This is a genomic window from Anabaena sp. CCY 9613 (assembly GCF_963920895.1).
GTDB lineage: Bacteria > Cyanobacteriota > Cyanobacteriia > Cyanobacteriales > Nostocaceae > Cyanocohniella.
In genome coordinates this window covers 83,054-106,027 of the sequence record NZ_CAWUDE010000018.1, presented here as the reverse complement: position 1 = coordinate 106,027, position 22,974 = coordinate 83,054, and the positions used below count along the sequence as shown (strand labels likewise).

Genomic DNA, 22,974 nt, shown 5'->3' with positions numbered 1-22,974 from the left:
CTGATGGACTTAATTAAATTTCCGCGATTATTTACCACATAATTCAGTCTACATCAATTTCTTACTCTTTTGAATAATCAAGAAATCCTATGTATCAACCATCTTTTTCGGCTGATGATTTGCCATCCCAAAAAACAATGCAAATTAGTGGAGTCTGGCTGAGTCAACTAGAAGAAGCAACAAAAAAATGCTTTTTCTTAACTTGCAAACGCCGGGTAAGGACTTTATTATCTAGTTGTCACTGGTATTTCAAAGTTAATAGTGGCATTCTGATGTTAGTTATGGTGTGCCATGACATTAATACTTATCAGCGAATTATGACAACTGTTCCTTATTTAGCCGACAAGTTAAAACTATTCGCTAACCAAGCGAAAATTAGTATCAGTTCTCCCATTAATCAAGGTATTCCCTGGATGGTCAATATAGATGAAATTGCTTCTGGAGAAGATGCGTCCAGTGCATAAATATCATGGCTGTGGCAAAAGTGTAAGCGATCGCCTGACCATGCGATCGCCTTTGCTTTTTTATTCGGTGTGGAACTGTGGAGAAATTCAGCTATTGATTCACTTCTTGCAATCTTGAAGTTTCCAACCTATCCATCCACTTTTGTAAATAGACCCGATTAGCAGTTTTTTCAGATTGATCTTGAGTGTCTATAGGATAAGGCATCAGTCCTAAAATCGCTGCTGTAGTCACACAAAACATAGATTTTTGGAAACTTACGCAAATTTGGACTCGCAAATCATCTTCACCCCGAAGACTACGACGATAAACATTATGTAAATAATCTGGCAGATAATGACGCATATCTTGCATTAACAAGGTAGGAGGAATACCTGCACCACCTATAGGCAAAGGATCTGCATAAAGTGCGCCATACTGAAATCGGGCTTGGTCTGGGGAAATTTGATATGCTTGGGCATTGTATGAAACTGTACCGTGAAAAGGGGTTCCGCGAAAGAATACTGCCTCTACATAAGGTACTGCTGTATCGGCCAGGAAGGTCAAGCCCACTGATTTGGGAATAATATCGTATACTTTATCTTTAATTTTGACACTATAAGTAATAGGCCTTAAAGCATCTGCCACCAAAGCTAATTTGATATGATCTACAACTTGAGGAATAGTTTTAATTTCGCCTTTGTCGTAGCGGTCTGATAAACTCAGGAACATATCAGCCATTACCCGCCAAAATTGTCCCAAACCAGTGTAGTAGGCAGAGACACGCAACATTTCCGTTAAAAAGTCGGGAAATAGCTGATTCATTCCCATCATCATGGGATTATTTGGAAATTTTGCTTTAATAACCGCTTGCGCTCTTTCTTGAAATTCTGGTGTATCTAAATATTTATCTAAACCGCCGCCACCGTGCCACATCATGGCTTTCATACAATATTCGGCATATTCAAAATTGATTCTGTCATGCCACCAGTGACGTAATAATTTTGGAAATGTTATTTCGCCATTAAAGTATTTAAAAAAGGGAAAAAATACTAAAAATTGATTTTCTGCAATATATATAAGATTTTTAGAATAGGCATCTAAAACTACTCCATAGCTTTTTAGTATGCCAACTACTTCCAGTACGTTATCTGGATTATCAGGAAGTAATGCACCACCATTCAGCAGTCTGTCAATATATTCAGCTAAAGGGTGATTAGCAGGTTTTTTTTTCTTCATAGTTACCATTAGACATCTCCAAAAATTATAGGTATTGGGATTGGGTATTGATTTATAGAAAAATTTTTTCCTAGTCCCCACTCCCTAGCACCTAGTCCCTAGCCCCTAGCCCCTTTGCTTTATCCAACGCCACCGCAACCACAACATTTTGGGTATTCACCATTGCTGTAATTGTCGGTTCAGTCCAACGTACTAACCAAGCGGGTTGGATGCCGTAAATTACAATCAATACTGCTAATATCATCGCAGGCAGGCGATCGCTCCAAAAGACACGGGGTAAGTTGGTGACTTGTGCTGACAACCGGCCAAAAAAGGCCCGATTCATCAAAATTAAGAAGTAAACAGCAGTTAAGCCTGTCCCCAGCATGGATAACAATGTTTGCACTGGAAATACGGGGAAACTGCCGCGAAACACGATAAATTCGGAAATAAACCCGACCATTCCGGGGATACCAGCGCTGGCCATTACGCCTAAAACCATTAAGCTACCAATTACTGGTAAACCTCGTTCTGGGTTCAGTAGTCCTTGAATTACATCTAAATCACGGCTACCAGCTTTTTTGTAAACAACCCCCACCAGCAAAAATAGCAGCGCCGAAATCAAGCCGTGGCTAATCATTTGCATGACTGCACCCAAGGTACTTAAAGGTGTGGCCGCCGCCGCCGCTAACAGCACGTAACCCATGTGTCCAATGGAACTGTACGCCACCATTTTTTTCATATCGGTTTGGGCGATCGCACAGGATGAGCCAAATAGTACACTGACTACAGCCCAAGTTGCTAACCAAGGGGCTAAATAACCCCAAGCTTCCGGCAATAAGTTCATACCAAATCGCAGTAAGCCATAAGTACCCAACTTCAACAACACCCCAGCCAAAAGTACAGAAATGGGTGTGGAAGCTTCTACGTGGGCATCGGGTAACCAAGTATGAAAGGGCACCAAGGGAATTTTAATGCCAAAACCTACTAAAATTCCTGCTAGCAATAACAGCTGTGTTGCCAAAGGCAGAGTTGTGGTATTTAAGGTGGCTAAGGAAAAGCTAGGAGAACCACTCAGCCACACCATACCCAGGAAACTTGCCAAAATTAAGATGCCGGAAAAGGCAGTATAAATGAGAAATTTCGTGGCTGCATAACCCCGTTTTTCACCACCCCAAATGGCAATCAACAAATACAGAGGTATCAGTTCTAGTTCATAAAACAGGAAAAATAATAGTAAATCCTGTGCTAGGAAAGCTCCTGTAACACCCACACTTAACAGTAGTACCAGGGAATAATAAAACCTCGGACGTTGAAGAGATGAATCGCTGCTGTAAATGGCAATGCAGGTTAACAATCCATTTAAAAGTAACAACGGTAAAGATAAGCCATCTATTCCTAAATTGTAATTTAAGCCCAAGGAATCTACCCAGGGAATAAATTCACTAAACTGTTGGCTAACTTCTCCCGGCGTGAACTTAATGGCTAATAAAACTGTCCACAAGAAAGTAATACTGGCAAATAGCAAAGCCACTCTCCGAGCCAGGTGACCACTAATGTTAGAGGGCCAAAAACCGATTAAAGCTGCACCCAACAATGGCAGCAAAATTAACGCACTCAGCATAGACAGAACTAGGTAAAGGGAGGGGAGGGGGGAGGGAGCAGGGGGAAGAAAACAAATATTATTTGTGTAAATTGAGTAATTTAATTTTTGGAGGTCACTAAATGCTTACTCAGCATGGGCTAAGACCTCGCTACCTGCTTCAGCCTCTTTAAAACGGTAATTTATCTAATAATCCTAATGACCAACTAATGAAAAATCCCAAGACGCTGATTACCACTAGGATGGTTAACATGTACCCTTGGGACTGACCAGAAATACTGTATTTTAAACTTTGTCCACTGAAAATTGTGGCGAATCCCACCAAGTTCACTAGACCGTCAACTAGATAGCGATCGCTCCAAGCCGATATCCTTGATAACAGTGCTACTGCGTTGACTATTGTCAGCATATATATTCTGTCAATGTAAAAATCATAACCCAACAAGTCCTGCATAAATCGCCATGCCAAGATTCTGGATCTCGACCAGGCTTTATGCAAATACATTGTCGAACCTATAATTACACCTATGACTGTAGAAGCCAGAAGGGCAAACAATACGTATGAATCCAGGCTTTCCCAATTCGGCAGCAGATACCATTGCTGTAGCATCAAGGGTAATAATAAACTCACCACAGTCAGTGAAACCATTGGCAATGCCATTTGCCAACCAACTTCCGGGGCGCGGCGGGTCTTTTGTTGTGGGTTACCCCAAAATATTAATCTAAATACCCGCGTCAAGTTCAAGGCTGTCAAGCCGTTGACCAGTACTAAAACGGCAATGACCCAAGGACTCACATGCACTAAACCGTCAGCCCATGCCAGCATTGCCCAGAAGCTTCCTAGTGGTAGCAGTGTTACCATGCCCGCAGAACCCACGACAAAGGCTGTGGTAGTAGCTGGCATCCTTGACCAAAGACCACCCATTTCTGTTAAGTCTTGGGTGCTAGTGGTGTAAATCACTGAACCAGAACTCATGAATAATAATGCTTTAGCGATCGCATGAGTTAATAACAGCATTAAGGCGACACCACCTTGTTCTAACCCCACCGCTAAAAAGACTAAACCCATATATGCACTGGTGGAATGAGACAGCGATCGCTTGATATCAATTTGCGCTAGGGATACTAATGTTGCTCCTACGGCTGTCAATGTCCCTAGCACAACTAAGGTATCTAACGCAACTGGTGATAAAGCTAATATAGGTTGCAGTTTATACAATATATATGCACCACCACCTACCACCAGTGAATTCCGCATCACTGAAGCAGGATTAGGCCCTTCCATTGCTTCATCTAGCCACAGATGTAAGGGAAATTGGGCACATTTACCAGCCGGTCCAGCAATCAATGCCAAACCTAACAAACTCGATGTCACTGGGTTTAAATCAGCGGTTTGGGCCCATTCGTATAAATCCGAAAAGTTTAAACTACCTGCTAGGGTCGAAAGTGAAACTACCCCCATCAGCAGCAACAAGTCTCCTACCCGCTTGGTTAAAAAGGCATCTCGTGCTGCTGTCACTACTAGCGGTTGAGCATACCAGAAGCCGACTAGTAAGTACGTAGAAAGGGTGAGTACTTCTAAAAGAGCATAACTCAGGAACAAGGAATCACTAATTGCCAAGCCAGTTAGCGCCGTTTCAAAAAATCCCACCAAAGCAAAGAACCGCGCTAATGACCAGTCCTTTTCCATGTATCCCAAGGCATAAATTTGTGCTAACAGGCTTAATCCAGTAATTAAGACTATTGCCCCGATACTGACTGGGGACAGTTCCAACGCAAACGATAAGTTAAAATCCGCCGCTTGAAACCAGTTAATCACTAAAATTTCTGGTTCTCTGTCCCAGATGTGCTTAAATACCAACAGGCTATGGACAAAACCCACCAAAGTCGTCAACAAGTTAAAATATGCCGCCGGTCTAGGCCCTGTCCGCCGAATGATTCCCATTCCCCACGGCAAAGTTATTAGTGCGCCCATTAAGCTATAAAGTGGCACACACCAACTTGTTAAAAATAGAAACTGATTCATTTAAATTTTCCTTGACGACTCACCTTTGATGTTTTCTGAAACAGCCCTAAAACAATCATTTACAAAAAAAAATAATTTATCCCAAATACTATAGTTTTTTTAACTATTTTTTGATTTGATTTTGCCTGTTTATTTTTTATTTAGCTTACCTTATTAGGTTATAATTAAATATAAGTTTACATATCTAAAAGCATTTACTTTTATTACATCAACTGTAGTTATAAATTTTTATTTTTGATTGCAGCAAATAAGTTTATACGATACATTAAAAAAAATTATGTATTTTTTACCTAGTCCTTGTTATCAAAGTAAAACTGCAAAAATATAGATACAGCATATCATACAGCCATCTGATCTTCCTGAGGAGACATAGTTAGGAGTGCCTATGAATGTCGTTTTGTCAATGTAATAAAGAAATTATAAAGCATAAGCGGCTGCTCTAAGAACTGATGAACTTTGATTGAGCAAAATCCGGTATAAATTTTTGTTAAGTTTTTTAAAACTATTTTATCATAAACTATTATACTAATTTATATTGCCAGGGACGCCAAGCTTTCCTATGCTTAATTTGGAAGTGTTTTTGTAGCTGCAAGATCGGCTTCCCCATCAAAAATTTCAAACAACAGTACTGATTGGATTAATTTTTTAGGAGTTCTGCGATGCCAATTGCAGTTGGAATGATTGAGACTAAGGGTTTTCCGGCGGTAGTTGAAGCTGCCGATGCGATGGTGAAAGCCGCGCGCGTAACTTTGGTAGGATATGAAAAAATTGGTAGTGCTCGGGTCACCGTGATTGTGCGGGGAGATGTATCTGAGGTGCAAGCCTCAGTTTCAGCCGGGGTTGAAGCGGCCAGAAGAGTAAATGGTGGTGAAGTGTTGTCCACTCACATCATTGCCCGTCCCCACGAAAACCTAGAATACGTCTTGCCGATCCGTTACACTGAGGCCGTGGAACAGTTCCGCACTTAAAAGCTGATTAAAACTAAAGAAAGGAATGGGGTTAGCTGCTGGAGCGCCCTTTTTTCTAAATTTCAAAACTTTAATTCAGGATGAAAACTAATGTCAATCGCAGTGGGAATGGTAGAAACGCTAGGCTTTCCGGCCGTCGTGGAAGCCGCTGACGCAATGGTGAAAGCTGCTCGCGTCACGTTGGTAGGCTATGAAAAAATTGGTAGTGGTCGGGTAACCGTCATCGTTCGGGGTGACGTGTCCGAAGTCCAAGCGTCTGTAGGGGCAGGAGTAGAATCCGTGAAACGAGTAAATGGTGGACAAGTGTTGTCTACACACATTATTGCTCGTCCCCATGAAAACCTGGAATACGTCCTGCCAATTCGTTATACCGAAGATGTAGAGCAATTCCGGGAAAACGTGAACGCGATTCGTCCCTTCGGCAGAAGACCATAATTTGTAATGCAAATTGCCAAAGTGCGTGGCACAGTAGTGGGCACACAAAAAGATCCAAGTCTTCGAGGTGTCAAACTACTGTTGTTGCAATTAGTAGATGAAGAAGGAAATGTGCTACCAACCTACGAAGTAGCCGCAGATACTGTGGGTGCAGGAGTAGATGAATGGGTGCTTGTAACGCGTGGCAGTGCCGCTCGTCAAGTGCTGGGTAATGAACAGCGTCCTTTAGATGCAGCAGTAGTGGCGATTATTGATACCATTAATGTGGAAAATCGCCTCATTTACAGCAAAAAAGATCAATATCGATAGTCATTAGTTTGAGGTCAATGATAAAAGACTAATGACAAAAAGCTTAATTCAGGAGGAATCTCGCGATGGTAGTCCGCAGCACGGCGGCGCCCCCAACCCCGTGGTCGAGGAATTTAGCCAAGCCAAAAATTCATGAAAGCGCATTTGTACATCCGGTTGCCAACATCATTGGAGATGTCCGGATAGGCGCAAATGTAATCATTGCTCCAGGAACCTCGATTAGAGCGGATGAAGGTACACCTTTTGTTATTAGTGAAAATACTAATATTCAAGATGGTGTAGTAATTCATGGATTGGATCAAGGCCGAGTAATTGGCGATGACCAAAATCAATACTCGGTATGGATTGGCAAAAATGCCTCGATTACCCACATGGCACTGATTCATGGGCCGGCTTATGTAGGGGACGATTCCTTCATTGGCTTTCGCTCTACAGTATTTAACGCCAGAATCGGTGCAGGTTGCGTCGTCATGATGCACGCTTTAATTCAAGATGTAGAAATTCCTCCCGGTAAGTATGTTCCTTCAGGCGCGGTAATTACTAGCCAGCAGCAGGCTGACCGTTTGCCAAATGCGGAAGTGGCAGATCAGCAGTTCGCTCATCATGTGGTTGGGATTAATCAGTCCTTAAGAACTGGTTATCTGTGTGCTGCGGATAGTAAATGTATTGCACTCATTCAGGATGAGATTGCTGCTAAATCTTATACAAATACTGGTATTACTGTTTTAGAGCTAGAAAGGAGTAGTGAAGTGTCGAGCAATAGCTTGGGTGCAGAAATCATAGAACAGGTACGCTATCTTTTAGATCAAGGGTATAAGATCGGTACAGAACACGTAGATGAAAGACGTTTCCGTACTGGTTGTTGGCAAAGTTGTCAACCCATTCAACCTGGATCAATGGGTGAAGCGATCGCAACTCTCGAAAGTTGTCTAAGAGATCATAGCGGCGAATATGTCCGGCTGTTTGGCATTGATAGTGGTAGACGGCGCGTGTTAGAAACCATTATTCAACGCCCCGATGGTATTGTTAGTGCGATTAAATTTAGCAGCTTTCCACAAGCTACTAGTCATAGCAATGGTAATAGTAGTTACAAGAGTAATGGCAATGGTCACTTTGCCAGCAGTGGCGCACTAAGTAGTGAAACCATAAACCAAGTTCGTAATTTGCTATCAAGCGGTTACAAAATTGGTACAGAACACGTAGATGAGCGGCGTTTCCGTACAGGTTCATGGAAGAGCTGTAAGCCTATTGAATCCACTTCCGCCAATGATGTGATATCCGCATTGGAAGAATGTATAGAAAACCATCAAGGCGAATACGTACGCTTGATTGGCATTGATGCCAAAGCTAAACGCCGGGTTTTAGAAAGTATTATCCAAAGACCTCACGGTCAAGTAGCTCCATCTAGCACTAAGAAATCTTTTACTGGGACAACTGGTGGTGGTACAAGTACTGCCACTGCTACCAGCACTAGATTAGGTTCTGAAGTCGTTGACCAAGTACGGCAATTATTGGCTGGTGGATACAAAGTAAGCGCTGAACATGTAGACCAAAGACGTTTCCGTACAGGTTCTTGGGCTAGTTGTGGTCACATTGAAGCCAGATCCGACAGAGGCGTAATTGATGCTTTAGAAGGTTACTTGGCTGAATATCCAGGCGAGTATGTGCGCTTGATTGGGATTGACGCCACAGCCAAGCGCCGGGTATTGGAAACAATTATCCAACGTCCATAACAAAGGGGAGTAGGGAGTAAGGACTTTTTATTTCACCACTCGCCACTCACTAATCACCAATCAAATTTTTCCGGCTTCTGAGGTTAAAATTTCCATGTCTGTGCCGCCACTGCGCCTCAGCAATAACTTTGACTCTTACATTAGTGGCGAGGTGACTATTCATCCGAGTGCAGTACTTGCGCCCGGAGTAATACTCCAAGCGGCTGTTAACAGCAAAATCATTATCGGCCCTGGGGTCTGTATTGGTATGGGGTCAATTCTCCAAGTGAGTGAAGGAACCCTAGAGGTAGAAGCAGGAGCAAACTTGGGAGCCGGTTTTTTGATGGTTGGCAAAGGCAAAATTGGTGCCAATGCTTGTGTCGGTTCAGCGACGACAGTTTTTAACTGTTCTATTGAACCTGGAGTAGTAATTCCACCTGGTTCAGTTTTGGGGGATAACAGTCGGCGAATTGAGCAAACAGAACAACTGGAACCATCCACAAATCATGCTGCTATCACCAGTCATGAAGAGGAAAATAGTCAGCCAGAGCAAAATAATGTAAAAGCAGATGAGGAAAAAGTAACTTCCTCAACAAAAATCTCAGCATCGGCTTTCTGGCAATTCAAACACAAGTCAACTTCCTCTGCTAAGTCTTCGCCCACATCAGAAAGCCAGCCTGCACCTGTCGATGAAAATACCAACGCTACTAACTCTACCTCCCAGGAATTAACACCGAGTCAGCCTCCTACTGAATCTGCTCACATTTTCGGTAATCAAATTTATGGGCAAGGTAGTGTTAACAGATTATTAGTCACTTTGTTTCCCCATAGGCAACCCTTAAAAGATCCAATATCTGACGATCAGTCTGAGTAAGTGTTAATTGTAAGTTGTCAGTTTCGTGAGATCCTGGAGAATTCACATGGAAACCTCTAATCAACATTCTCTTAGCACCATTCAGGCATCTCGGCGTCGAGATAGCATGAAGGATACTGCTTTGGGCTTAGTATCTACCAGCAGCTTTCCGGCCATAGTTGGTACAGCTGATATGATGCTGAAATCGTCTGGTGTACATTTAATTGGGTACGAAAAAATTGGTAGTGGTCAATGTACAGCAATTGTCAGGGGAGGAATTGCGGATGTCCGCCTCGCTGTGGAAGCTGGTGTCCAAACTGCTGAACAATTTGGTCAATTAGTTTCTAGCTTGGTGATTCCCCGTCCTTACCCTAACCTGGAAATAGTATTACCAATTACTACTCGCTTCACTAAATTGATGGAGGAAGGTAATTCCAGCAGCTTAAGTAACTTAGCTATAGGTTTGGTGGAAACACGGGGATTTCCGGCCATGGTAGGTGCTTGTGATGCCATGTTGAAATCTGCTGAAGTTCATTTAGCAGCTTATGAAAAAATTGGGGCGGGTTTGTGTACAGCCATTATTCGCGGTACCGTGGCCAATGTGGCTGTAGCAGTGGAAGCAGGGATGTTCGAGGCAGAACGCATTGGGGAATTGAACGCAGTTATGGTGATTCCTCGACCACTTGATGACATGGAGCAAACCTTACCTTTAGCAAGTTGCTGGATTGAACAACAACAACCATTAAATATCCCTGTAAATATTAGAGAAAGAGAACAGGTAGCCGAAATAGAAGTTTTACAGTTGCCAGATTTAGCCAATATCCCTGCAAAAGTTCCAGAAGAATTATGGAACGATGAATGATGAATTGCAAAGAATGAATGAGCAATTGACGGCAATTCTCTTTCATCTTTAACCCTTCAACATTCATCATTTGGCTGGAAGGCATCTTACGCTTTGCTTGTTATTTTGATGATAACTTGCCATTACCATAAATAAAATAACTTTCTTTTAATAGCGTTAATAGAGTTTCGTCTATCATAAATGTCAAAACTTTGTATGAGCAATTCAGTATCAGGTGCAGGTGTTCAGTGATACTAGAGTTATATCGTTAAATCGCTATTTAGAGGAGAATCACTCTTGAATCAGGCGACGCTACACCAGTTAAAAGTATTTGAAGCGGCGGCACGGCATAGTAGCTTTACGCGTGCAGCTGAAGAATTATTTCTCACCCAACCCACCGTTTCTATGCAGATTAAACAACTGACAAAATCGGTAGGGTTGCCATTATTTGAACAAGTGGGTAAACGCCTGTTTCTCACAGAAGCCGGACGAGAATTATTTGCTACTTGTCGGCAGATTTTTGAAACTATTGCCCAGTTTGAAATGACTGTGGCAGATTTAAAAGGGTTAAAACAAGGGCAATTACGTTTAGCGGTAATTACTACAGCTAAATATTTTGTTCCACGTTTATTAGGGCCATTTTGTCAACTTTACCCAGGAATTGAGATTTCCCTACAAGTCACTAACCATGAACGCATTTTGGAACGGATGGTGAATAACATGGATGACTTGTATATCATGAGCCAAGTCCCAGAACATCTTGATATTAATTATGAGCCATTTTTAGATAACCCTTTAGTGGTGTTTGCGCCTGTTAATCATCCCCTAGCCAAAGAGAAAAATATTCCCATTCAACGCCTGACGAATGAACCTTTTATTATGCGGGAACCAGGTTCAGGAACTCGCCGCTCTGTGCAACAACTGCTAGACGAACATGGGGTGAAGGTAAAAGTTAAACTGGAGTTGGGGAGTAACGAAGCCATCAAACAAGCGATCGCCGGAGGTTTGGGAATTTCTATTTTATCTCGTCATACTTTAATGCCAGACTCTTCGGAGTTCAGCATTTTGGATGTAGAACATTTTCCCATTAAGCGCACGTGGTTTATGGTGCATCCAGCGGGGAAACAGTTATCTATCGTTGCTCGTACTTATTACGCGTATCTACTCGATGCGGCCAAGAAGTTTGCCGAGGAAACTGGGTTTTCTACTTACAGTAAACTTGAGGATATCAAGGATGAAATCTGAAATTTTGTTCTGAAAATATAGGAAATATAGTAGTGGTTAACCCGGAAACACCTGCTTTGGCAACAGCCGTACACACCCAGATTGTAGCTGTGACCGTTTATAGCGACAAAGCCCTAGTTACAAGAAGGGGTATGGTGTCCTTAACAGGACAAGAACGGGAATTAGTCATTACTTCATTACCGATGACCTTAGAAACTGAATCCGTCAGGGTTAGCGGTAAAGGTACGGTAGGGGTGCAATTGCTGGGAGTGAGCAGCAAAAGCATCTACACTACTGAACCAGTGGCTGAACGAGGGGCACAGTTAACCAGGCAAATTCAGCAGTTAGAAACAGAAAAACGCCACCTACAAGCGCAAATAGATGCTTTAGCCTTGCAATCTAGTTTCATGGCTGGCTTACGTGAGAAAATAGAAGAACCTTTTGCCCAGAGTTTAGCCAGAAGAAACCTCAGCCTCAGCGAAACATTAGATTTCCTCAACTTTTTAGGAAGTCAGTACAGCGAATATGCCATCGCCTCGGGAGAATGCAAAACTCAACAGCAACAATTAGATCAGCAATTACAGGTACTCCGCGCCTCGTTGCCAAAAATTCAAACACCCCACACCCAAGAAAGTTTGAGTTTGGTAATAGCAATTGCATCTGCTGGAGGCGGTGAGTTTGAGCTAGAGATGTCTTACATCGTTCAGCGTGCTAACTGGACTCCCCTTTATGACTTGCGGGTGAATAGTACCAGCAATATTGTGTATTTGAGCTACCTGGCAGAAGTCACCCAAAGCACCGGCGAAGATTGGACTGACGTAGCTTTGAGCCTTTCCACCGCCAAACCGGGATTAGGTACACTACCGCCCCAACTACAACCTTGGTATATTGACACCCTAAGCCAACCAATGGCGCGAACATTAGCTGCGCGTGTCATGTCTGAGCCTGCACCGAATGCCAATTGGTCAGAACAAGATGCTATTCCCGAAGCAAGTTTCATCCCCGCAGAAACCGTTGTCAGTGAAGTTTCCCGAAAAGGCAGTGTAGTTACTTTTCAACTCAATGGCGGTGGTAACATTCCTAGTGATGGCTCACCTCACAAAACAACGATTTTCCAAGACGATTATTCTTGTAGTTTTAATTATGTAGCCATACCACGCTTGGTGAGTTTTGCGTATTTACAAGCTAATGTGAAAAATAGTCCCGACGGGGCGACGCTGTTACCAGGTAAAGCAAATATTTTCCGCGACGATGTTTTTGTCGGTACAACTGAGTTAAGTAATATTGCACCAGGACAGGAATTTCAACTTAATTTAGGCATTGACGAAAGTCTGAAAATTGAGCGTGAGTTAATTGAGCGTCAGGTAGACAAAAGATTAATTAGTAATCAACGCCGGACTACTTATGGTTATCGGTTGATGATGACTAACTTGATTAACCAAGAAATAAATTTCAAATTAACCGAACAATTGCCAGTTAGTCGTAACGAACAAATTAAAGTCCGCCTCACTCGTAGTAGCCCACAAATTACATTAGGAGAAATGGGGCTATTAGCATGGGAGTTAACTATTCCCGCCACAGGAACAAGAGAGATCGTTTATCAATTCTCAGTTGAACATCCACCAGAGTTAACAGTTGTGGGTTTGGATATTTAGATCAGCCATTGCGTAAAACGCACGCTGCGCGGTAAGCGTAGCTATGCCGTTAGGCTTATGGCTCTGGAAACTGGCAAATATATCTGACCTCCCCTGACTCAATGCGATCGCTCGCATCAGCGTCTCGTTAGAGAGGGGATTTTACAAGTTAGCATTTTTAGCTCTGCTATTCGTCAATTTGCCCCAGGCGACGAATATTTAAGATATCGCTCATTTTCTTGATTTGAGTAAACACTTGTTCTAATTGAGCGCGATCGCGGATATCTATGCCTAAATCTATCAACGCTGGTTGACCAATAGCAGTTTTCACCTGTGCATGACGCACGTTAATTCCTTGGTCACTTAATCTTGACAAAATATCCTTTAATACCCCTACACGGTCAAGGGCTTCGATTTGCACATTTATCGGATATGTCTGGGGACGACTGCTGTGTTCAATTGCCGAATTCCAGCTTAGTGGGACTACACGCTCATATTCTACATGCTCTAAATTATTACATCCTTGACGATGGACTGAAATTCCCCTACCCCGCGTCACCACGCCCATGATCGGTTCACCAGGAATGGGGGTACAACACCCAGCTAGATGATAAACCAAACCTTCTACACCAATAATTGGCGAATCACAAGAACGTGTGCTACTGGGAGGCGCATCACGGACAGTTTTTGATGTAGTCGGTAGTTCTTTACCGGGAAATAAAGGGACAACGTTAGCAGGTTGTTGTCCTTTGGCTACTTCTCGCCAGCGATTTAGCGCTAGGTTGAGGGTAATTTCACCGTAACCCAAACCTGCTAGTAAATCTTCTGCACTATGGTAATTACACTTTTCTGCCACGGTTTGCATGGCGTCTGATTTTAGCAAGTTATCAAAACCTGTTTTACCCAGTTCCTTTTCTAACAAGTCCCGTCCTCGCGCGACATTTTCATCACGGCGCGATCGCTTGTACCATTGCTTAATGCGATACTTGGCGGCTGAAGTCCTGACAAAGTTCAACCAATCTAAGCTGGGATGGCTATTCTTTTGGGTGATAATCTTGACAATATCACCATTATTGAGGCGTGTTGATAAGGGTACCATGCGATCGTTCACTACTGCCCCGGCACAATGATTTCCTACTTCTGTGTGAATGTGATAAGCAAAATCTATACAGGTAGAACCAGGGCTTAAAGGTATAACATCCCCCTTAGGGGTGAAGACATAGACATCATCTTCAAATAGATTATCCTTGACGCTATCAAGATATTCTTGGGCGTCTTTGAGATCACTTTGCCATTCCAGCAGTTGCCGTAACCAAGTAAACTTCTCGTCTGCGGTTGTAAATTGGTTAACGGAACCGCCTGTTTCTTTATACTTCCAATGGGCTGCAATCCCATATTCGGCAATATGATGCATTTCTACAGTGCGAATTTGGATTTCCAAAGGACGACCACTCAGTCCGATAACGCCAGTGTGCAAAGATTGGTATCGGTTAGGCTTGGGCAATCCAATGTAGTCTTTAAATCTACCGGGAATTGGGCGAAAAGCATCATGGACTACTGCCAAGGCACGATAGCACTCCTCATTAGTCTGGACAATAATTCGCAAAGCTGCCAAATCGTAAATTTCATGAAATTCTTTTTGCTGCCTTTGCATTTTTTGATAAATGCTATAAAGGTGCTTGGGACGGCCACTGATCTCATGGCAGTGAATACCCGCTTGCTGCAAACGCTGTCGCAACATATCTGTAGCTTTAGCCAATTTTTCTTCCCGCGCCGCCCGTTTTTCGGAAACATGATCTTGAATTTCACGGAAGGCTTCGGGTTCCAGATATTTAAAAGACAAATCTTCCAATTCCCATTTCATCCGCCCGATCCCCAAGCGATTTGCTAAAGGGGCAAAAATATCACGGGTTTCTTGGGCGCTACGACGACGGCTGGACTCGGACATGTATTGTAAAGTTCGCATATTATGCAAACGGTCTGCCAATTTCACTACAATTACCCGAATATCCTGCGCCATTGCCAAAAACATCCGCCGGAAGTTTTCCGCTTGGCTTTCAGTTTTGCTTTTGAAATTAATTTTAGAAAGCTTGGTAACACCTTCTACCAATTGCTGTACTTCTGGGCCAAAGCGCTCTCCTATTTCGTCAATTGTGACATCTGTATCTTCAACTACATCATGAAGAAATCCAGCTGCTATCATGGCAGGACTGCCTCCCAAATCTCGCAGCAATCCAGCTACAGCAACAGGATGGCTAATATACAGTTCTCCCGATTTGCGGTACTGACCTTCGTGCAGTTGATAGGCAAATTCAAATGCCTTCCCAATCAATACTGCATCACTATACCTGCGGTCATCTTCTGTATCGCCCCGATGAGCTGACGACTCTCTCAAGCATTTCTGGAGCCATTCTGGTAGGGCGAGATCGGTTGTGGAATTGATAAGTATGCTGCTCATATAATAGGGACTAGAGGTGATCGGTAGATAAAGAGAGAGTATAGAGTTACTAAAAAGCACCGTGGTCATTAGATGCTGTGTGCAAAAAGGAGAAAAAAATAAGAATGATTCTCAGATTGCCTGTGGTAGTTGATTCAAAACGGGGTGAAAGAATCATAAGGCGGAGAATCCATTGATTGCAAATAAAGCCTCAAGTCATGCTTTGAGGCTAATGGTTTTAATAGAAGCTGAGAAAGTGAATTTTAAAAGAAAATTTTCTTGACATTAATACTATCTTAACTAGCACAGGATGTCTTCAAATCGGGAAAAATATCAGGAACTGGCAACTTTGCTCGAGCAACTCCGCTGCAATATCAGCGATCCCCAAGTAAATGTTCCAGATCTGCGAAAGGGTGTATCTGTTTTGCAGCAAGTATTTCAGCAGCAGATTGTGCCTTTAGCTGACAGTAATTCACGAGTACAGTCTTATCGGACGGAAATCAGCAAGCAGCTGCGGTTGTTGGAAATTGATGTCATGTTTTTTCAAGGATCGCGCCAAGTATCGACAGCTCAAGGACGATTGCAGACAATAGGCGATCGCCTGACAACTCTCATCCAATACTGTGAAGCTATTCTCCAACAAGAAGGGGCGGAGTAAACTTAACAATTATTCACCTTTTACTCTGGTGATTACATCATCTCACTTTTAACTGGCAATTGACAGTTATTTTGGTAACAAGTTGCAAATCAGTAAAAGTGGGGAGTAGGGGGCTGCTTGATTGATTTAAAAAACTTTTCATTAGGATAATTTTTACTTATTTTTAATTTAAATGATGTAGTTTGGTAAACACTCCATGCCAAGATTACTTTGAAATACTTAGAAGAAGTAATCATGAAAACAGATGCGATTTTTTACGAAATATTTCAGGAATTTCCGCATATTTTTTTTGAAATTATTGGTGAACCTGAAACTAACACCGATATTTATAGCTTTACTGCACCAGAAATTAAACAAACAAGCTTTCGCTTAGATGGAGTATTTTCTCCATTGGTGGAGTTTCCCAATCAACCGCTTTACTTTGTGGAAATTCAATTTTACAAAGATGAAGAATTTTATGACCGACTGTTTACCAGTATTTTCCTTTACTTCACCCAATATCAGCCACCCAACCCTGACTGGTTGGCAATAGTTATCTATGATAAACGCAGCAATGAACGTAACTATCCCCTACGTTATCGTTCCTTATTGGAACCACATTTACGCCGCTTTTATTTAGATGAACTAGAAAATGTCCCAAATGATTCTCTAGGATTAGGAATTGTCCGCTTGATTGTAGAAAATGAAAACAAAGCCGGAGAATTCGCCAAAACACTGATTGATCAAGTCCAAGAAGAGTTGCCTGATCCTCTTAGCCAAAGAAAAGTTATAGAATTTATAGAGACTATCATCGTCTACAAGTTTCCTAATTTAAGCCGTGAGGAAGTAGAAGCCATGCTAAATCTAAACTTACTGAAAGATACTAAAGTTTATCAAGAAGCTAAAGCAGAAGGCGAACTAGAAACTAAATTAAAGATTTTACCTAAGCTAGTGCAAAGGGGACTCAGTATTCAGGAGATAGCGGAATTATTAGAACTGGATACTGAGGTCATCAGAAAGGCTTTGTAAGATGAATCTGCGATCGCCCCAGAAATATGCGCCCACTTTTGTAAATCTGATACACTAGCTTAGATTTAAAATTATCCCAGATGGTGGCTCAGGGCTGATAGCTAACTATGAGTGAAGCCTTATTTTGTATCGAAAATTTACGCGTTGCTTATCCTCAACACGATGAAGAAGCAATAAACTGGGCAATTGATGATGTGTCTTTTACCTTACAACGCGGTGAAAGAATGGGATTGGTGGGGGAATCTGGCTGTGGTAAATCCACTCTAGGAAGGGCTGCGATGCGCTTGTTACCCTCGTCTAGTCGAGTTACAGGACGGGTAACATTTCAAGGACAGTCTGTGTTTGATTTAGCACCCCAAGCGATGCGGAAATTTCGGGGTGAAGCAGTGGCCTTGATTTTTCAAGATCCCATGACACGGCTTGATCCATTAATGACCATTGGTGACCACTGCATTGAAACATTGCAAGCACATGCACCGGAATTATCCAAACGGGAAGCCAAAGTAAAAGCCATCGCCACTTTAGCAAAAGTCAATATTCCCGAAAATCGTTGGTCTCAGTATCCCCATGAGTTTAGCGGGGGAATGCGACAACGGGTAGCCATCGCCTTGGCTTTGCTTCTCAATCCCAAGTTAATTGTGGCTGATGAACCCACCACCAGTTTAGATGTCACCGTCTCCGCGCAGATTTTACAAGAATTAACGCGACTATGCAGCGAGGAAAACATGGCGCTGCTGTTGATTTCTCACGATTTGGCAATGGTGGGCGAGTATTGCGATCGCATCGGTGTGATGTATAACGGCAAAATGGTAGAAATGGGTGCTACCGAATCTGTATTTAAACAACCCCAACATGAATATACGCGATCGCTATTAAAAGCAGCTTTGCATATTCAAGCAGTGGATGAGGGGAGTGAGGAGTTGGTAGTTGGAAGTGAGGGAGTTGCTAAACCAATATTAACGGTGACGGAATTAAAGCAACACTACACAATAGAACCGAATTTTGTAGAACGATTATTGCAAGGGTCAGGACAAACAATTAAAGCTGTCGATGGAATTAACCTGAAACTGTATCAGGGGGAAATTTTTGGCTTAGTGGGTGAGTCTGGTTGCGGTAAAAGCACCTTGTCTCGGACAATATTGCAACTTATTCGTCCGACATCTGGCAAAGTTGAATTTTTAGGACAAGATTTAACAACCCTGACGCGTCCAGCAATTCGTTCCTCACGCCGACAAATGCAAATGATCTTTCAAGACCCCCATGCTTGTCTGAATCCAGCGATGACGGTGGGACAAAGTATAGCTGATCCATTATTTATTCATCATCTTGCTAATGCAGAGAAAGCCAAGGAACAGGTTTTGTGGATGTTGGAGAAAGTCGGATTAACACCTCCAGAACTATATTATCAGCGTTACCCATCAGATTTATCTGGAGGACAGCAGCAAAGAGTAGCCATCGCCCGGGCTTTAATTACTCGTCCCAAATTATTGATTTGTGATGAGCCTGTGAGTATGTTAGATGCTAGCGTCCAGTCGCAAGTATTAGATTTAATGTTGGCATTAAAAACAGAATTTGAACTAACTTATTTATTTATTACTCATGATTTATGGTTAGCTAGATTTTTGTGCGATCGCATTGCGGTGATGAACAGCGGCAAAATTGTGGAAACAGGCCCGACTAAGGAGATTTTTGCCAATCCTCAACACTCCTATACAAAAACTTTACTAGCAGCCGCCCCCTTACTAGCACGCGCTTAAACTCAGTGACTGACAAATATTAGAGATTAGGAGGATAAGGGAAATAAAGTAAATTTTTCTCTAACCTCTAACCTCTAATATTAATGATTTCCTTCAATTAATTTCGTTGTTGCATCACTTGTCCCATATAACTCTACAAATCTTTTAAAGAGTAAAGTATTAGCATTATTAGAAAATTTACTTAATTTAAATAAACGCTCAATATTTACTTCAGCCAAGTTGCGTAGATAGGGTAAATCTTCAAAAAGTGTCAAACAAGAAGCAAAATGTAAGAGTATTTGCAGTAATGGTTTAGGCCAATCTAGATCACTGTAAATATCTATAAATAATTGATGCTCCTTCTCTGTTAAAGGGAAGGCTTGAAATATCACAACTATTCTTTTGCCATTGTAAACCGGAATACTCAGTTCAATAGTATGGGGAGTATGTAATATTAAATCTACCTCAACAATTGGTTGTCGCCAAATTCTCAGAGCATTGACTGGAGAATCTAAAACTGTTTGAAACCTGATGATTCCTCCAATACTTGTTGGTTGAAAGTGGCTAATATTTAATATTTTTAGATTATTTAAGCTTAACCCATGAACAGTTTCTAAATGTTTTAAGTTTAGTAGATGATAAATTTGACACAGGTAGGGAAAAGGTAAAATATACTCCTGGCTAATCATATGTCGCCTTTTTAAAGCAAACTTATTTGCTTGGTTTGGGCATAAACATCCTGAATAGTGGTTATTTTCCAGATTATTGACTGTAGTTTCAGGTTTCAAATACAACCAACTTAAAAAAAACAGGGATGTTGTAAACATCTGAAAGATTTCTCCCCCAGATAAATAACCATCAGCCAATGCATCTACACTTCTATCGGTTATTCCAAAAATCCAAGATGGAATCCCAACTAGCCAAATCCCCGTTTTGAACTTACTAATAAACACAGCAAATTCTAATTCTATAGTTGAAGTTTGATCACTATGGTCTTCAGAAACTTCATTATTTCTAACTATATGATTTGACATAAAATCTGATAAATAAATATTTACGGTTATCTTGATTCTATGTACAGCTAATAAAATCTGCCTCTACCTTTAGTGCCAATAAAACTTTCTCCGGTGGGAAATTAAAATTAAATTTGGTAGCTACGGTCACAAAATACAGTAACTATATTGAATGATTCTTTAATATCAAAAAGTATACTAATATAGTGTTTTGAAAAATGTTTATCACGCACAAAACTCTACATTTTGGGGCATTACTCTGGCGAAAACTATACCGTTAGTATGACTGTTGACTTCCACCTTGCGGTACTAGCTGCAATATTTAAGATCAAAACACTGATACCGCTTCTGCCAACGCCTACTGCCATCGCTATGATAAATTATGAAATCCTCACAAAAATTACTCCATAATTGGGATTTGTCAGCTAATCTGACAACAGCAGTTTATTCCTCAAGACGATGACCACCAGTAGTCCCACAATTCTAGCCCTAGACTTTGATGGAGTAATTTGCGATGGATTAATTGAATATTTTGAAGTGGCGTGGCGCACCTACTGTCAAATTTGGTCGCCTGCTAACAATACACCACCTGATGATTTAGCTTTGAGATTTTATCGTCTCAGACCTGTGATTGAAACAGGTTGGGAAATGCCAATTTTAATCAAGGCTTTGGTAGATGAAATTCCTGAGGAAAAAATCCTGCGGGAATGGGTAAACATAACCCTCCAAATTTTGTTAGACCACAACTTAATGGCAAAAGAAGTCGGTGCAAAACTCGATAATCTGCGGGATGAATGGATTACTACAGATTTAAATGGTTGGCTAAGTCTGCATCGATTTTATCCAGGGGTGATTGAAAAAATTAGAGTGATGCTGGCTAGTGAAGTCAAGTTGTACATTATCACCACCAAAGAAGGGCGCTTTGTCCAACAATTGTTGCACAGAGAAGGGTTAAATCTACCGCCAACATCTATTTTTGGCAAAGAAGTCAAGCGTCCTAAATACGAAATTCTACGCGAATTAATTCAGGCGGCAGAGAAAAAACCAGTTAGTGTATGGTTTATAGAAGACAGACTCAAGACATTACATTTAGTCCAACAGCAAACAGACCTCGATAATGTGAAACTCTTCTTGGCAGACTGGGGCTATAATACCCACACAGAAAGAAAGGCAGCCCAAGATGATCCGCGAATTCAAGTATTATCTCTGTCTGAGTTTGCTAAAAATTTCTCTGGGTGTCTGTAATTACATTAGCTAGTTCATTAAAGTTAGTGAGAAGATTACTGTCATCTAAACTTAACGGCAATTAAGTTGCGTTCCATAAAAATCCCACTCCCTACTCCCCACTCCCTACTGATCTTTGAGTGCAACGAGATATTATATGCTTGATTTAACAAAATTGGCGCGGCAAATGCAGGGTTTAAGTCAGCACCTGACCACAGAAGCTGCTGCTAGTCGCCAGCGTTTAGAATTGGCGCAAAAACACCTAAAAAATGCTTATGAGTGTCAACAAGATTTAATTGACCGTCAGGAGAAATGGCGCGATCGCATCCTCTTTGCTAATGCTACACCGATTGAGCCGCTAGAAACCTGCATTGATATCCCTGTTCCGCCCAAAGTACATACCGTCATTGCTACCGATGGTTCTCAAATTGCCCCCAACCATCACGAAATTGCTTACTGTTATCTTTTGAATATAGGTAGAGTCGTCTTACACTACGGACAAAATCTGCAACCACTACTAGATAGTTTGCCAGAAGTCTTTTATCGCCCGGAAGATTTATATGTATCTCGCCAGTGGGGAATTAGAACTGAGGACTGGATGAGTTATTGTCGTACCGCTTCCGAAACCACGGTGTTGGCAGAATTGGCTTGTACGGTAAAAACAGCAGCCCCAGCCTTAGCAATGGTTGATGGTTCCTTAATTTACTGGTTTTTAGAACAGTTACCCACTGATGCACGCGATCGCATTTTACCCCCTATCCTGGAAGCGTGGCAGCAGATGCGTGATGCTCAAATTCCCTTAATGGGATATCTTAGCGCCTCTCGTAATATCGAAGGTATGAACTTCTTAAGGTTGTTAGCTTGTCCCCATCCCGCCCCCGACTGTCTAACTCATTGCCCAAATCAGTTAGAAAAAGTTCCTTGTAAAATTTTTGAACCGTTGCGAGATACCGCCCTGTGGGGAACTCAACTGCAACCAGGACAACGCGGCCCACTATGGCGCAGTAATAACCGGATTTTGGAACTCTACGCAGACCAAACTATTTATTTCTGCTATGTCCACGTGGGTACGGAAATTGCCCGCATAGAAATTCCAGTCTGGGTAGCAGAGAATACATCTATGTTTGACCAAGCACTGGGATTAATGTTGGCACAAGTGCAAAAAGGTTATGGTTACCCCGTTGCGATCGCGGAGGCGCATAACCAGGCGGTAGTCAGAGGTGGCGATAAATCTCGTTTCTTCGCTCTTTTGGAACGACAAATGATTAAAGCAGGCTTGAGAAATGTGGGAACTTCCTACAAAGAAGCTAGAAAACGGGGTAGTATTGCTTAATTATTTATACCTAAATATATTCACAAATTAAAGTTTACTAAATGTTATTTATATTGAGTAATTACTTAATTTGCATGACAGAAATATAGTCAAATTTTGCGTATAAAAATCTGGCTTAATACTTCTTATCTTAAATTAGCTAATTCAGCGATGATTTTGTGTTTCTGAAGGGAAATATATATTCATTAGAGTATGAATTAAAGTTTAGGCTGATTTATTTAACGTGAGTCTCCAAGGAAGGCCCACCTGCGGGAAGGGCGAAAGAAAACCTTTCGTTTTCTTAGGAGTTCGACTGATCTAA

Annotated in this window: 20 protein-coding genes; 15 read left to right on the top strand and 5 right to left on the bottom strand. The window is 41.8% G+C overall.

Annotation, left to right across the window (positions count from 1 at the left end):
• Nucleotides 1-89: 89 nt before the first annotated feature.
• Together ACM0OT_RS19515 and ACM0OT_RS19510 are read left to right on the top strand one after the other, a co-directional pair.
• Nucleotides 90-464: a hypothetical protein gene (locus tag ACM0OT_RS19515; RefSeq protein WP_414566059.1), complete on the top strand. Its 375-nt coding sequence runs from the start codon at nt 90-92 to the stop codon at nt 462-464.
• Nucleotides 448-582, top strand: a complete 135-nt coding sequence (locus ACM0OT_RS19510; RefSeq protein WP_414566058.1) for a hypothetical protein — start codon at nt 448-450, stop codon at nt 580-582. The genes ACM0OT_RS19515 and ACM0OT_RS19510 overlap by 17 nt, the downstream gene beginning before the upstream one ends.
• Here the strand turns inward: ACM0OT_RS19510 and ACM0OT_RS19505 are convergent.
• From ACM0OT_RS19505 to ACM0OT_RS19495, 3 genes are all read right to left on the bottom strand, one after another.
• On the bottom strand, nt 556-1,689 hold the full coding sequence (locus ACM0OT_RS19505) for a CO2 hydration protein (protein WP_414566057.1): 1,134 nt from the start codon (nt 1,687-1,689) through the stop codon (nt 556-558). The genes ACM0OT_RS19510 and ACM0OT_RS19505 overlap by 27 nt on opposite strands.
• Before the next feature lie 82 nt (nt 1,690-1,771).
• The gene (locus tag ACM0OT_RS19500) at nt 1,772-3,283 is read right to left on the bottom strand and encodes an NADH-quinone oxidoreductase subunit M (protein WP_414566056.1); all 1,512 of its coding nucleotides are present in this window, start codon (nt 3,281-3,283) and stop codon (nt 1,772-1,774) included.
• A 148-nt stretch (nt 3,284-3,431) separates the two neighbouring features.
• Nucleotides 3,432-5,288, bottom strand: a complete 1,857-nt coding sequence (locus tag ACM0OT_RS19495; RefSeq protein ID WP_414566055.1) for an NAD(P)H-quinone oxidoreductase subunit F — start codon at nt 5,286-5,288, stop codon at nt 3,432-3,434.
• A 659-nt stretch (nt 5,289-5,947) separates the two neighbouring features.
• Here ACM0OT_RS19495 and ACM0OT_RS19490 point away from each other — a divergent pair.
• The 8 genes from ACM0OT_RS19490 (at nt 5,948) to ACM0OT_RS19455 (ending at nt 13,285) form a co-directional block, all read left to right on the top strand.
• On the top strand, nt 5,948-6,256 hold the full coding sequence (locus ACM0OT_RS19490; protein ID WP_006194885.1) for a carbon dioxide-concentrating mechanism protein CcmK: 309 nt from the start codon (nt 5,948-5,950) through the stop codon (nt 6,254-6,256).
• A gap of 90 nt (nt 6,257-6,346) precedes the next feature.
• Nucleotides 6,347-6,691 (top strand): carbon dioxide-concentrating mechanism protein CcmK, encoded by a 345-nt coding sequence (locus ACM0OT_RS19485; RefSeq protein ID WP_039748664.1) that lies wholly within the window; start codon nt 6,347-6,349, stop codon nt 6,689-6,691.
• A 6-nt stretch (nt 6,692-6,697) separates the two neighbouring features.
• On the top strand, nt 6,698-7,000 hold the full coding sequence (locus tag ACM0OT_RS19480) for a EutN/CcmL family microcompartment protein (RefSeq protein ID WP_414566054.1): 303 nt from the start codon (nt 6,698-6,700) through the stop codon (nt 6,998-7,000).
• Between the two features lie 65 nt (nt 7,001-7,065).
• Entirely contained in the window at nt 7,066-8,733 is a 1,668-nt protein-coding gene (locus ACM0OT_RS19475; RefSeq protein ID WP_414566053.1) for a ribulose bisphosphate carboxylase small subunit, read from the top strand.
• Between the two features lie 94 nt (nt 8,734-8,827).
• Nucleotides 8,828-9,586 (top strand): transferase, encoded by a 759-nt coding sequence (locus tag ACM0OT_RS19470; RefSeq protein ID WP_414566052.1) that lies wholly within the window; start codon nt 8,828-8,830, stop codon nt 9,584-9,586.
• 46 nt (nt 9,587-9,632) lie between these two features.
• A complete protein-coding gene (locus ACM0OT_RS19465; protein WP_414566051.1) occupies nt 9,633-10,427 on the top strand; it encodes a BMC domain-containing protein in 795 nt (264 codons plus the stop codon).
• Between the two features lie 276 nt (nt 10,428-10,703).
• Complete coding sequence (locus ACM0OT_RS19460) at nt 10,704-11,651, top strand: LysR substrate-binding domain-containing protein (RefSeq protein WP_414545285.1); 948 nt, start codon at nt 10,704-10,706, stop codon at nt 11,649-11,651.
• Between the two features lie 32 nt (nt 11,652-11,683).
• The gene (locus tag ACM0OT_RS19455) at nt 11,684-13,285 is read left to right on the top strand and encodes a mucoidy inhibitor MuiA family protein (protein ID WP_414566050.1); all 1,602 of its coding nucleotides are present in this window, start codon (nt 11,684-11,686) and stop codon (nt 13,283-13,285) included.
• A gap of 166 nt (nt 13,286-13,451) precedes the next feature.
• On the opposite strand, the gene ACM0OT_RS19450 is transcribed toward ACM0OT_RS19455, so the two are convergent.
• Nucleotides 13,452-15,722, bottom strand: a complete 2,271-nt coding sequence (locus ACM0OT_RS19450; RefSeq protein WP_414566049.1) for a RelA/SpoT family protein — start codon at nt 15,720-15,722, stop codon at nt 13,452-13,454.
• A gap of 289 nt (nt 15,723-16,011) precedes the next feature.
• Here ACM0OT_RS19450 and patD point away from each other — a divergent pair, with 289 nt between their 5' ends.
• The 3 genes from patD to ACM0OT_RS19435 all read left to right on the top strand — a co-directional run bounded on the left by patD (nt 16,012) and on the right by ACM0OT_RS19435 (nt 19,124).
• The gene (gene patD / locus ACM0OT_RS19445; protein WP_414566048.1) at nt 16,012-16,359 is read left to right on the top strand and encodes a heterocyst frequency control protein PatD; all 348 of its coding nucleotides are present in this window, start codon (nt 16,012-16,014) and stop codon (nt 16,357-16,359) included.
• A gap of 234 nt (nt 16,360-16,593) precedes the next feature.
• Nucleotides 16,594-17,367, top strand: coding sequence for an Rpn family recombination-promoting nuclease/putative transposase (locus tag ACM0OT_RS19440; protein WP_414566047.1), 774 nt, complete (start codon nt 16,594-16,596; stop codon nt 17,365-17,367).
• A 107-nt stretch (nt 17,368-17,474) separates the two neighbouring features.
• On the top strand, nt 17,475-19,124 hold the full coding sequence (locus ACM0OT_RS19435) for a dipeptide ABC transporter ATP-binding protein (protein ID WP_414566046.1): 1,650 nt from the start codon (nt 17,475-17,477) through the stop codon (nt 19,122-19,124).
• An 80-nt stretch (nt 19,125-19,204) separates the two neighbouring features.
• Here ACM0OT_RS19435 and ACM0OT_RS19430 read toward each other — a convergent pair whose 3' ends face one another.
• Nucleotides 19,205-20,137, bottom strand: coding sequence for a hypothetical protein (locus tag ACM0OT_RS19430; protein ID WP_414566045.1), 933 nt, complete (start codon nt 20,135-20,137; stop codon nt 19,205-19,207).
• A 438-nt stretch (nt 20,138-20,575) separates the two neighbouring features.
• Here ACM0OT_RS19430 and ACM0OT_RS19425 point away from each other — a divergent pair, with 438 nt between their 5' ends.
• Nucleotides 20,576-21,361 carry an HAD family hydrolase gene (locus ACM0OT_RS19425; protein WP_414566044.1) on the top strand — a complete coding sequence of 262 codons (786 nt, stop codon included), beginning with the start codon at nt 20,576-20,578 and terminating at the stop codon, nt 21,359-21,361.
• A 136-nt stretch (nt 21,362-21,497) separates the two neighbouring features.
• Nucleotides 21,498-22,673, top strand: a complete 1,176-nt coding sequence (locus ACM0OT_RS19420; RefSeq protein ID WP_414566043.1) for a DNA double-strand break repair nuclease NurA — start codon at nt 21,498-21,500, stop codon at nt 22,671-22,673.
• Nucleotides 22,674-22,974: the final 301 nt, after the last annotated feature.